The organism is Rhizobium sp. YTUHZ044 (assembly GCF_051123975.1).
Taxonomy (GTDB): domain Bacteria; phylum Pseudomonadota; class Alphaproteobacteria; order Rhizobiales; family Rhizobiaceae; genus Rhizobium.
Genome location: NZ_CP101426.1, coordinates 2,286,728 through 2,298,796 on the forward strand (window position 1 = coordinate 2,286,728; position 12,069 = coordinate 2,298,796).

At 60.8% G+C, this 12,069-nt stretch carries 9 protein-coding genes and 1 pseudogene; 3 read left to right on the forward strand and 7 right to left on the reverse strand.

All coding sequences use genetic code 11. The features are described from left to right. Window positions 1-12 precede the first annotated feature (12 nt). The 5 genes from NL154_RS11410 to NL154_RS11430 form a co-directional block, all read right to left on the reverse strand. Window positions 13-2,472, reverse strand: coding sequence for a beta-mannosidase (locus tag NL154_RS11410; RefSeq protein ID WP_434734067.1), 2,460 nt, complete (start codon window positions 2,470-2,472; stop codon window positions 13-15). A 326-nt stretch (window positions 2,473-2,798) separates the two neighbouring features. Then, window positions 2,799-3,905 (reverse strand): ABC transporter ATP-binding protein, encoded by a 1,107-nt coding sequence (locus NL154_RS11415; protein WP_434734068.1) that lies wholly within the window; start codon window positions 3,903-3,905, stop codon window positions 2,799-2,801. 4 nt (window positions 3,906-3,909) lie between these two features. Further along, window positions 3,910-4,854 carry a carbohydrate ABC transporter permease gene (locus NL154_RS11420; RefSeq protein ID WP_221145257.1) on the reverse strand — a complete coding sequence of 315 codons (945 nt, stop codon included), beginning with the start codon at window positions 4,852-4,854 and terminating at the stop codon, window positions 3,910-3,912. Continuing rightward, the gene (locus tag NL154_RS11425) at window positions 4,847-5,752 is read right to left on the reverse strand and encodes a carbohydrate ABC transporter permease (RefSeq protein WP_097599962.1); all 906 of its coding nucleotides are present in this window, start codon (window positions 5,750-5,752) and stop codon (window positions 4,847-4,849) included. Before NL154_RS11425 ends, NL154_RS11420 begins: the two co-directional genes overlap by 8 nt. A 149-nt stretch (window positions 5,753-5,901) precedes the next feature. Continuing rightward, window positions 5,902-7,134: an ABC transporter substrate-binding protein gene (locus NL154_RS11430; RefSeq protein WP_210630999.1), complete on the reverse strand. Its 1,233-nt coding sequence runs from the start codon at window positions 7,132-7,134 to the stop codon at window positions 5,902-5,904. Between the two features lie 453 nt (window positions 7,135-7,587). On the opposite strand from NL154_RS11430, the gene NL154_RS11435 reads away from it, so the two are divergent. The 3 genes from NL154_RS11435 to NL154_RS11445 all read left to right on the forward strand — a co-directional run bounded on the left by NL154_RS11435 (window position 7,588) and on the right by NL154_RS11445 (window position 10,891). Further along, window positions 7,588-8,631 (forward strand): LacI family transcriptional regulator, encoded by a 1,044-nt coding sequence (locus tag NL154_RS11435; protein ID WP_210630998.1) that lies wholly within the window; start codon window positions 7,588-7,590, stop codon window positions 8,629-8,631. Window positions 8,632-9,167: 536 nt separating this feature from the next. Then, window positions 9,168-9,782 carry a C39 family peptidase gene (locus NL154_RS11440; protein WP_434734069.1) on the forward strand — a complete coding sequence of 205 codons (615 nt, stop codon included), beginning with the start codon at window positions 9,168-9,170 and terminating at the stop codon, window positions 9,780-9,782. 65 nt (window positions 9,783-9,847) lie between these two features. Further along, window positions 9,848-10,891: a D-alanine--D-alanine ligase family protein gene (locus NL154_RS11445; RefSeq protein ID WP_434734070.1), complete on the forward strand. Its 1,044-nt coding sequence runs from the start codon at window positions 9,848-9,850 to the stop codon at window positions 10,889-10,891. 11 nt (window positions 10,892-10,902) lie between these two features. On the opposite strand, the gene NL154_RS11450 is transcribed toward NL154_RS11445, so the two are convergent. Continuing rightward, window positions 10,903-11,520: a class I SAM-dependent methyltransferase gene (locus NL154_RS11450; RefSeq protein WP_221153536.1), complete on the reverse strand. Its 618-nt coding sequence runs from the start codon at window positions 11,518-11,520 to the stop codon at window positions 10,903-10,905. 98 nt (window positions 11,521-11,618) lie between these two features. Further along, window positions 11,619-12,047: pseudogene (locus NL154_RS11455) on the reverse strand (GNAT family N-acetyltransferase); the annotation flags it as partial. Between the last annotated feature and the right edge of the window lie 22 nt (window positions 12,048-12,069).

Below are 12,069 nucleotides of genomic sequence, written 5' to 3' on the forward strand. Positions count from 1 at the left end.
TTCTTGGAAGGATCAATCCGCCGATTGGCAGGAATGCAGGTCGTAGAAGCGGAATTCCGGCAGCTTGCCACGTTCTAGCTGATGTGCCGGGGTGAAGGTGATACGGCGGCTCTCGCCTGCTGCAAGGTCGAAGGCGTTGTCGGAATATTTGCCGTCCGTCTCGCTCTCGATCATCACGAAGAGTGCAAGTCCCCTGGCGGTGACGTTGATGTCGATCGCGCCGCTCTTCTCGACATATTCGTGGGCAACGGTCAGGCCCGAGGGTTCCAGCTCCAGCGCCTTATAGGTGCCGTTGACATGGTGCCCCTCGCCGCCCATGCCGTTCGACGCGGTGAAATGCCAGGCAAGCAGCGTTCCCGGGTCAATCTCGGACACCTCGATCGCCGCGGCCGTCACCGCCGCATCCGGCGAACACATGGCCTGCACGTCTTTCAAATGCTTCCGCTCGCCCTTCATCGTCAGAAGCGAGATCGACAGATCGACGCTGACATCTGAAAGCGTGTCGTTAACGAGCGAGAAGCGGATCGTCTTGCCGTCCTGGGCGGGAATGGCGGCGACCGCGACCGGCTGGAAGAAACGTTTGACGAGATAGTGCATCGCCTTCCAGCGCCCCCCATAGTCGAGGCTCGACCATGAGGCGACAGGCCAGGTATCGTTAAGCTGCCAGTAGATCGTGCCCATGCAATGGGGCTTCAGCGACCGCCAATATTCCACCGCGGTCTTGATCGCCAATCCCTGTTGAATCTGGCTGAGATAGACGAAGTTCGGGAAATCCTTGGGGAAGCGGAAATAGCGGAACATCGTGCCGGCGATGCGCTCGTTGCCGCCCGCATTCTTCTGGTGCAGCTCCATGACGGGGGAAGCGACGTTCATGTCCTTCTCCTCGGCATAGGTTCTGATGACGGGCAGCGAGGTATAGGACTGGAAGCCGAATTCCGAGCAGAAGCGCGGCCGCACCGTACGGTAATTGTCGAACGATTTGTTCTCGTGCCAGACCGACCAGTAATGCATGTCGCCGGAGCCGTCGGCATGCCAGGCATCGCCGAAATCGAGATAGCCTGATGCCGGGCTCGACGGCCACCAGAGCGCCCCCGGCAGCGCCTTCTTCACCGCCTGTTCGATCGTCCGGTTGAGGCGGTCGTAGGAGACGAGGTAGCGGTCGCGGTCCTTCCGCGATTCCTCGAACCATGTCAGCGCGCCCACCAGTTCGTTATCGCCGCACCAGAGCGCGATCGAAGGATGCGAAGAGAGCCGGCGCACCTGGTAATCCACCTCGATCGCCACATTGCCAAGGAAGTCTTCGGTCGAGGGATAGAGGTTGCAGGCGAACATGAAGTCCTGCCAGACCATGAGGCCCAGCCGGTCGCAGAGATCGTAGAAATAGTCCTGCTCGTAGAAACCACCGCCCCAGACGCGGATCATGTTCATGTTGGCCGCTTTGGCCGATTGCAGTAGGTCCTCGGTCTTTTCAGGCGAAGACAGCGAGAACAGCGCATCGGCCGGAATCCAGTTGGCGCCCCGGCAGAAGACCTCGCGGCCGTTGACCTTGAAAGCGAAACGGCTGCCCGCCGCATCCGGCGTGGTGATCAGTTCGATGGTGCGAAGGCCGAGCTGCTTCATCACCACCTCGTCGGACAATTCGACGGAGAGCGTATAGAGCGCCTGTTCGCCATTACCGGAGGGCCACCAGAGACGCGGATTGTCGATATGGAAGAGGTGGTGGACATCCGTCTCGCCCTTGACACCGACATCGAGACGGATGCGCTCGCCGTCAAGATCGAAATAGACCTGGGCGATGCCAGCATGCTTGGCAAACAGGCTCGCCGTCACCATGAGGTCGACCGAGCCGTCATTATTGTGGATCTGGCGGGTGACGACATGTTCGATGCGCGCCGTCTCGATCTTTTTCAGCGCGATCGTGCCGTAGAGCCCAAGCGGCGCGATGGCGATGTTCCAGTCCCAACCGAAATGGCATTGCGGCTTGCGCAGCATGTTGCCGTCGGGGATCGGCGAATTGCCGGTGCTGTAGGGAATGTAGAAGGGCTGCTTTTTCTGCCGTTCGGCGCCGACGCCGGGATTAGAGGCAAAGACGATGCGGATCGAGTTGTCGCCCGCTTTCAGCATGCTGGAAACATCAGGCCGGTAGCGGCGGAAGCTGTTGTCGGCTTCGAGCACCAGAAAGCCATTGACATAGACGCTGGCGACCGTGTCGAGATAGTCGATATCGAGATACCAGTCGCCCTCGACCTCCTGCAGCGTGAAGCTGCGCTCTACCGCCCATTCACGCTGGGCAACCCACTGCACCTTCTCCTCGTTCCGGCCGAAATAGGGATCGGGGATCAGCCCTGCCCTATGCAGCGCCGTGTGCACGTCGCCGGGCAAGGTGATTGCGCTCTTGATCTCGCCATCAACAGATGTGAGCTGCCACGAACCGCAAAGGTCGATGCTGGAGAGGGTCGATTGTTGCGTCACGATATTATTTCCGATTTACGATTCTAGAAGAAGCGGCGCGTGCGCCGCTGCCCTGCCGCCTTGTCGTTCGCAAGGGGCGCTTCACCTCTCCTCCCTCATTCCTGTCCTCGGGCTTGACCCGAGGGATGTCACAGGAATCCAGTGCGCCCAAGTCTTTGGGCGCGGGAGACACTTCACTCGAAAGAGAGCCTGTGACATCCCTTGGGCGAAGCCGGAAGGCCACAGCAATGAGGGAGCATGGAGCACTGGTCGAACTCATACAAATAGCCTTGCAGCCAAACAGAAAGCAGACGGCACCATCTCCGACCCCGCCCGCGAAAATCTCCCTAAAGACGCAGCTCACTCTCGGCATCGAACACCGAAGCCAGCGCCATGTCGAAGCTCAGCTTTACCTTGGCCCCGACATCAAAGCGGCGTGCGCCGTTGACGCGGACCGACATCGTATGACCGGCATGTTTCAGCCACAGAAGATTGTCCGCCCCCATCGGTTCCTCGATATCGACGGTAGCGTCATGTTCTTCGCCGCCGGCATTCTCATTGACCTTGATGTGTTCGGGGCGGACGCCGAGCACCACCTTGCGGCCAGGCTGCAGCGTCTCGTTGGCGTCGTAGGCGGCGAGCGAGAAATTGACGCCGTTAGCGGTAAAGCCGATGCCGTCACCTGTTTTGACCAGTTCGCCGCGCAGGAAATTCATCGACGGCGAACCGATGAAGCCGGCGACGAAGAGATTGCGCGGCCGGTTGTAGATCGTCGTCGGATCGTCGAGCTGCTGGATGATGCCGCTCTTCATGATGGCGATGCGATCAGCCAGCGTCAGCGCCTCGATCTGGTCGTGCGTCACATAGATCATCGTATTCTGCAGCGACTGGTGCAGGCGCTTGATTTCGACGCGTAGTTCCGAACGCAGCTTGGCGTCGAGGTTGGACAGCGGCTCGTCGAACAGGAAGACGTCGACATCGCGCACCAGCGCCCGGCCGATTGCCACGCGCTGGCGCTGGCCGCCGGATAGTTCGGCCGGCTTGCGCTTCAAAAGCGGCTGGATCTGCAGGATCTCGGCCGCGCGCGCGACGCGCTTGTCGATCTCGGCCTGCGGCACCTTGGCGACGCGAAGGCCGAAGGAGAGGTTCTTCTCGACCGTCATCTGCGGATAGAGCGCGTAGGACTGGAAGACCATGCCGATGCCGCGGTCCTTCGGCTCTTCCCAGGTGACGTTCTTGCCCTTGATGAAGATCTGCCCTTCCGAAGCGTCGAGCAGGCCGGCGATGCAATTGAGCAAGGTCGACTTGCCGCAGCCGGACGATCCGAGCAGCACCAGGAATTCGCCATCGTTGATGTCGAGGTTGAGATCCTTCAGCACACTGACGGCGCCGAAATTCAGCGACAGATCCCTGATCGAGACGCTCGAATTGGAGACAGTTGAATTCATGTTCATGTGATCACCCCTTCACTGCGCCTGCGGCAATGCCGCGAACGAAAAGCCGTCCGGAGACGAAATAGACGATCAGCGGCACCAGGCCCGTGAGGATCGTCGCTGCCATGTTGACATTGTATTCCTTCACGCCCTGGACGGAATTGACGATGTTGTTGAGCTGCACGGTCATCGGATAGGTATCCGGCCGGGTGAAGACCACGCCGAACAGGAAGTCATTCCAGATGCCTGTGACCTGCAAGATCATGGCGACGACGAAGATCGGCAGCGACATCGGCATCATGATCTTGAGGAAGATCTGCCAGAAGCCCGCCCCGTCGACACGCGCCGCCTTGAACAGTTCCTCCGGCAGCGACACGAAGTAGTTGCGGAAGAGCAGTGTCAGGATCGGCATGCCGAAGATTGAATGCACGATGACGAGACCGGTCAGCGTGCCGTAGATGCCGATTTCACGCAGGATGATGACGATCGGATAGATCATCACCTGATAGGGAATGAAGGCCCCGATGATGAGGATCGAGAAGAATAGCTCGGAACCTTTGAACCGCCAGTTTGCCAGCGCATAGCCGTTCACCGAGGCGATCGCGATCGAGATGATCACCGACGGCACGGTGATGCGCACCGAATTCCAGAAACCGCGCGACAGGCCATCGCAGTTCAAGCCCGTGCAGGCCTCCGCCCAGGCCTTGACCCAGGGTTCGAAGGTGATCTCCATCGGCGGCGAGAAGATGTTGCCGAGACGAATTTCAGGCATACCCTTCAGTGACGTCACGACCATCACATAGAGCGGCAGCAGATAATAGAGCGCTGCAACTGTCAGCGTTCCATAGAGCATGATGTTGCGCGCTGACAGCGTCGGGCGCGGCTTCGGACCGCTCGGACCGTCGCCGAGCCTCTGTGAGACGGCGTCGAGGCCGGCAGCCGTGGTGTTGAGAGTTTCGATATCAGCCACGCTTGCGCCCTCCTCCGAACTCCAGATAGGCCCACGGAACGATGATGATCGCGACCGTGACCAGCATCATCGTCGATGCGGCGAAGCCCTGACCCAGATTCTGCGCCTGGAACATGTAATCGTAGACATATTTGGCTGGCACTTCCGATGAGATGCCGGGACCGCCCGAAGTCTGCGCCACCACGAGGTCGTAGACTTTGACGATGCCGGAGGCGATGATGACGATCGTCGTGATGAATACGGGCCGCATCATCGGAATGACGACGAGCAGGTAGGTCTTCCACATCGGGATGCCGTCGACGCGGGCCGCTTTCCAGATATCCTCGTCTATGCCGCGCAGGCCGGCAAGCATCAGACACATGACGAGGCCCGTTCCCTGCCAAAGCGCCGCAATCAGAATCCCGTAGATGACGATTTCGGGCGTATAGAGCGGATTGAAGGTGAAGCTTGTCCAGCCGAGCGATCGCACCACCGACTGGACGCCGAAGTCCGGGTTCAGAACCCACTGCCAGACGAGACCGGTCACGATGAAGGACAGCGCGAAGGGGTAGAGAAAAATGGTGCGAAAAGTGTTTTCGAAACGGATCTTCTGATCCATGAGCGCGGCGAGCACAAATCCGATGACCAGGCTGAAGATCAGCGAGAGGACGCCGTAGAGCGCCAGATTTTCGATTGCAGTAACCCAGCGGGGTGCCGCCCAGAGACGGTGATACTGGTCAAAGCCGACGAAGCTCAACCGCGGGAGGAGCTTGGAATTGGTGAAGGAATAAAAGACCGTCCAGAACGTGCCGCCGACAAAGATCACCAGCGCTGTCAGGATCATCGGAATGGACGCAATCTTGGCGTTCAGATTGCGCAGTAACTTGTTTGGCCGGCCTGCTTGCGCTTGACCCGTCATGAAACCTCTCCTCAAATCGCAGCTGCGGCCGGTAGCGGCCGCTCTCACCCCCGCCCGCGGGATCCGCCGGAATGGCCGGCAAGACCATCGAAACTTGCGGGAGGATCCGGCTCCGGGGAGCCGGATCGCACGGGCAGCGAACCTGCCGATCAGTCAGCCGAAGCGATGATCTCGGCGAAACGCTTCTGAGCGTCTTCCGGCGTCATCGACGGGTTGGCGAAGAATTCGGAGAAGAGATCTTCCTTCTGCTTCTGGCTGTCGGCCGAAAGCAGCTGGTCGGTGCCCTGAATCACGTTACCCTTCGCCAGGATGTCGAGGCCCTTCTTCATGCAGTCGTTGGCGGCGGCAAGATCGACGTCGCCGCGAACCGGCAGCGAGCCCTTCTTCAGGTTGAAGGCAACCTGGGTCTTGGGGTCGAGCAGGGTTTTGGCGAGCACGGCCTGTGCCTTGGACTTTTCCTCATCCTTCAACAGCGGGAAATAGAAGGCGTCACCACCCGTCGAGATGATTTCGTTGACGCCGAGACCCGGCAGGCAGGTATAGTCGGTGCCGGCCTTCTGACCGGCGAGCGCGAATTCGCCCTGCGCCCAGTCACCCATGATCTGACCGCCGGCCTTGCCCGTGATGACGAGGTTGGTCGCCTGGTTCCAATCCTGGACGTTACTGCCCTTGGACATGCGGCGGGCGTCGTCGGCAGCCTTGAAGACCTTGGCGATCTCGGGTCCGGCGGCGACCTCTGCATCCTTGTCCTTGAAGACCTTGTTGAACACGTCCTTGCCGGCGACCGCGACCATCAGCACGTCGAAGGCGCCTGTCGCCTGCCATGGCTGACCGCCGACAGCGAGCGGAATGATACCGGCCTTTTCGAGAGCCGGAGCGGCAGCGACGAATTCGTCCCAGTTCTTCGGAACCTCGACACCGGCCTTCTTGAATGCGGCGTTCGAAAGCCACAGCCACTGCCAGGAGTGGATGTTGACCGGAGCGCAGTAGATCTTGCCGTCGATCGTGCAGGAATCGAGCAGGCTCGACGGACGAATAATATCCTTCCAGTGCTCTGCGGTCGCGACATCGGTCAGGTCGCGCATCAGGCCAGCCTGAACCAGTTCCTCGGCCTGGCGGCCGTGGTTGAACTGGGTGGCGCCCATCGGGTCGCCGCCGGTGATGCGGCTGATCATGATCGGGCGCGCCGTGCCGCCGGAACCGGCGATAGCGCCGTCGACCCAGTGGTTGCCGGTGGCGTCGAATGCCTTTGCCAACTCGGCGACAGCAGCGGACTCGCCGCCAGACGTCCACCAATGGGTGACTTCGAGATCGGTGGCGCTGGCGCTGATCGGAAGCGCAGCGGAAGCGGCAAGCATCGCCGCCATCATACGAATTTTCATGAGTTCTCCTCCCTCACTGAAACGTTGCCGGAAAAACTTAGATCAATCGATTTCCCCACGCAACTGCCCGCCCGTAAATTTTTCTTTAAAGATCAGGATTACCACTTCTGACTGTTTCGGAAGACCGCCCCACACCCGGTGAATCGGCAGTCGGGCAGACTTTTCCGCAGGCGCTTCCTCAGATTATTACGGTGAAATTTAACGATAATTTTCAAATTGCAGTTTCGAACTCCGCATTACCTTTTTCGCACCTGCAGAAAAATCTCGTCGGAATAACCGATTCAACCTATGCGAATGATATTGCGACGCACACAAGAAAAACTGCTCGACATTTCTACTGTATCGTTACAGATTGAGTTCTTCAGGGAGGCGCGATTTTGGCAGGCGGCGGGCTTACGGCGCCTGAAAAAGCCTCTATAAGCGAGACCAATTCGCGCAAGGCGGCCTACAGGGATGGAAAACAAGGGAAATTTCGGACAGGCGACATCGACGGCGGTGACGCGCGAGCGCCCGACGTTGAAGACGATCGCCTTCATGACGGGCCTCGGCGTGACGACGGTATCGCGTGCGCTGAAGGACGCGCCGGATATCGGTGCCGAAACCAAGGAGCGGGTGCGCATGGTCGCCCGCCAGCTCGGCTACCAGCCGAACCGGGCGGGTGTGCGCCTGCGCACCGGCAAGACAAACGTTATCGCCCTCGTCCTCAGCATCGATGAAGAGATCATGGGCTTCTCCAGCCAGATGGTCTTCGGCATATCCGAAGTGCTGTCCGGCACGCCTTATCATATCGTCGTGACACCGCATTCCCACAGCAAGGATCCGATGCTGCCAGTGCGCTATATCCTCGAGACTGGCTCGGCCGACGGCGTCATCATCTCGCGTATCGAGCCGGACGACCCGCGCGTGCGGCTCTTGTCCGAACGCGGCATGCCCTTTGCCACGCATGGGCGCACCGATGCAGGTCTCATCCACCCCTTCCACGATTTCGACAACGAGGCCTTCGCCCATCAGGCGGTGGAACGCCTCGTCAAACGAGGTCGGCGCCGCATCGCCCTGCTGCAGCCGCCAAGCAAGCTCACCTATTACACCCATATCCGCATCGGCTTCCAGACCGGCCTGCACGATTACGGCGCCGAAGAAGTGCCGCTGCGCGTCAATACCGACGCGCCGCTCGCCGATATCCGCGACATCATCGAAGTGATGATGCGCTCGGCCAACGCGCCTGACGGGATCGTCTGCTCGGCCGGCAGCGCCGCGATCGCCGTCAATGCCGGCATCGAGGCCGCCGGCAAGGCGCTCGGCCGCGATCTCGACATGGTCTCCAAGCAGTCGGTGCCGATCCTCAACTGGATCCGTCCCGAAATCATCACCGTCCAGGAAGACGTGCGCCAGGCCGGGCGCGAAATGGCCAAGGCCGTCATCGCCCGGATCGACGGCGTCGAACCCGAACTGCTCCAGAGCATCAGCCAGCCGATCTGGCCGGAGGGTGACAGATAGGGCAGTGGCGAGCGGGACGACAACTAGCGAAACAATGCCAACATCGAAAACATACATGATGTAACGCCCGCCCTATCCCTAAGCGCGGCATTCCCCAACATCCCTCATCCTGAAGGCGCGCAGGCCGAATGCCGAAGCCTCGAAGGGCACACCGCAGCGCTCCTCCTTCCATCAATGTTCCCGCCATGCCGAGCACCCGCCCCGTCCTTCGAGGCCCCTACGGGGCGCCTCAGAGTCTGTGAATCTTTTGGATTTTCGTCCGTTTTGCGAGAATTAGGTCATTGATTTAACTAGCTAAAAATCGCAAAATCATAGATTCACAGGCTCTCAGGATGAGGCTTTCTTGGGTGCCCGCGCAATAGCCGGACGGAACCGGCTGTTCCACGTCACCATTGAGGATATGCTATCATCCCATCCTTATTTTAGTGGCCCGAAGAAAAACGAGCCCTACCCTCGGATTCGCAAGTGGGCATCGGCTCGAAAAAAGCCAAGATTGGCCGCCATCTCACGAAACGTACCGCGGAGATGTCGACAGGATGCAGCAGAGCAGCGTGCCTTATTTCAGCCAATGGGAAACGCCCGGCATGACGCTGCCGGTGCTTGCCGAGGGTTCGCAGGCGCTGCTCAGGGATCCGCTCTGGCGCCAGTCGGGAGCCGCGACCATCGAAGAATATGCGCGCTGGGCGGTGAATGTCTGCGGCATGGCCTGCCTGAAGATGATCCTGGCCGCGCGCGGCGAGATCCATCCTACTCTCGAGCTTGCCCGCGCCTGCACTAGATATGGCGGTTATGTCGTCAACGAGATCGATGCCTCGATCAAGGGGTTGATCTACGCCCCGTTCGTCCGTTTCGCCGCCGAGCGTTTCGGTCTCAGCGCCGAGGCAATGACCAACGTCGAAACTTCAGCCATCCCGGAACTTCTGTCGAAACGCCGGTTCTTCATAGCCTCGGTGCATTCGGCCATCCGCTGGCCGGAGCGCGAGCCGCCGGCAAAGGGCGGTCATCTCGTGCTGGTGACATCAGCCTCGCAGGAGACGATCCATTTCCACAATCCGTCCAGCCATGACGCGGCAATCCAAGCCGATGTCACGCTGCCACTTGCCGTCTTCGATCGTTTCTTTGCCAATCGCGGCATATCGGTCGAGGCCTGATCTTTCCGACATCCCATCGCTTCGGAGGCTTTCATGACCCCTTCCCCAACAGGCTGCGCATCGCCGTGCTCTTCGGCGGCCGTTCGGCCGAGCACGAGGTTTCCATCCTCTCGGCGACCAACGTGATGGCTGCCCTGGAATCCGAGAAATACGATGCCCTTCCCGTCTTCGTCACCCGCGAGGGACAATGGCTGCTGAGCAGCTTCGAGGACGGCCGGCTGGCGACACCCTCGTCAGGCACGGAAATCTCCCTCGTGCCGGGCGGTCGCGGGCGCATGCTGGCCATGTCAGCCCATGGCGCGCCGCATGAATTGCCAAGGATCGACATCCTGTTTCCCGTGCTGCACGGCCCTCATGGTGAGGACGGATCGGTGCAGGGCGCAGCTGAAGTGGCGCGCGTGCCGCTCGCCGGCTGCGGCATCCTCGGTTCAGCCGCAGCCCTCGACAAGGATATCGCCAAGCGTCTGCTGCGGGCCTCGGGCCTGCCGGTGGCGCGCGCCGTGACGATCCACGAGGGTGCGGCCCCTTCACTCTCCGCACTCGAAGCCGAACTCGGCCTGCCGCTCTTCATCAAACCGGCACGACAGGGATCGTCGGTCGGCGTCGCCAAGGTCCATGCCAGCCAGGAATTCGCCGCAGCGCTCGAGCAGGCCTTCCGTCATGACAGCGTCCTGCTTGCCGAGGAATTCGTCGCCGGCCGCGAGATCGAATTCAGCGTGCTGGAAGATAGCGACGGCAAGCTCTTCGTCTCCCGCCCGGGCGAGATCGTGCCGGCGGAAAGCCACGGCTTCTACAATTACAACGCCAAATATATGGATGAGAACGGCGCTGCCTTGAAAGTCCCGGCCGACCTGCCGGCGGAGATCGAGGCCGCCATGCGCGACACGGCCGCAAGGGCTTTCCGGGCCGTCGGCTGTGACGGCATGGCGCGCGTCGATTTCTTCCTGACATCGGACATGCGCTTCGTTATCAATGAGCTCAACACCATTCCCGGCTTCACCGATATCAGCATGTATTCCAAGGCTATGGCGGCAAGCGGCGTCAGCTATGCCGAGATCATCGACCGTCTCGTGGCGCACGGCATGGCGCGCGCCAGCCGCGCGGCCTGAAGGCAGAGCGTTCAGCGCCGCCTAAAGATACACCACTGGAAAGACTGCCGGCCGCCGCCGGGGGTCGTGTGCTCTTCGCGCCAGTCGCGCTCCAGCGTGAAGGCCGTCGAGAACTCCGCCTCCAGCGCGGCCGCGTCGTAACGCTGGACCGGCAAGCCGCTGCACCGTTCCGGCCCGTCCGGCGCGAAAGTCGCGAAGATCACGACGCTGCCCGGCGCCGTGCCGGCTTCGAGCGCATGGCGATAGGCAAGCCGCTGCTCCGGCGCGGTGAGAAAGTGAAAGACGGCGCGGTCGTGCCATACGTCGTAGTAGCGCCCGGATCTCCATACGGTGACATCGGCCACCAACCAGGTGACCCGCATGGCGTCGTCGCCCAGCCGCACCTTCGCGACGTCGAGTGCCGGTGCGGCGATATCGAGAACGGTAAGGTCTGACCACCCGCGTTCGATGAGACGATCGACGAGGCTCGACGCGCCGCCGCCGACATCGATCAGCGAAGCCGTAGCCGGCAGCTGCAGTGCATCAATCGCCTTGAGGGAAGGTTCCGGCGTCGGCTGATACCAACTGACGCTGTCGGCTGCCTTCGTGCGATAGACTTCGTCCCAGTGCTCACGTGTGCCGTTCGTCATCCTACATCCATTTTGGCAGCGTCCGATCCTGATCCATCAACATATAGGGATTGAGACGTCGTCCCCAACCGCCCCACACGCGCAACCATATGCGCGCTTCAGGAAGGAATGTGGCGGTAAACAAGATCGCTGGGCTCGTTCCGGGGCGCTATGGGATTGAGACGCGCCCCAGCCGCTCGGCAACGGCCACGGATGCCGCATTGCCGGGAGCGATATAGCTCACAAGCGACGGCAGCTTGAGTGTCTCAAAAGCCCAGCCGCGCAACGCAAAGGCTGCCTCGGTCGCATAGCCCCTGCCTTCATCCCCTCCATAAACGAACCATCCAGGTTCCTTTTCCGGAAAGAGTGGCCCGTGGTTGATCCCCACCTGGCCGATACATTCGCCGGTTTCAACGAGATCGATCATCAGCGCTCCGTGCCCAGCCGCCACAGAGCCACGTCGTGCAGAACATCCCCCATGCCGCGCGCGCGTCGAACGGGCCGCCCATTCCGGTGGACCGCGGCGAAGCCATCAGCCGCGCATAGGCGGGCACATTCTATCTCGAACTG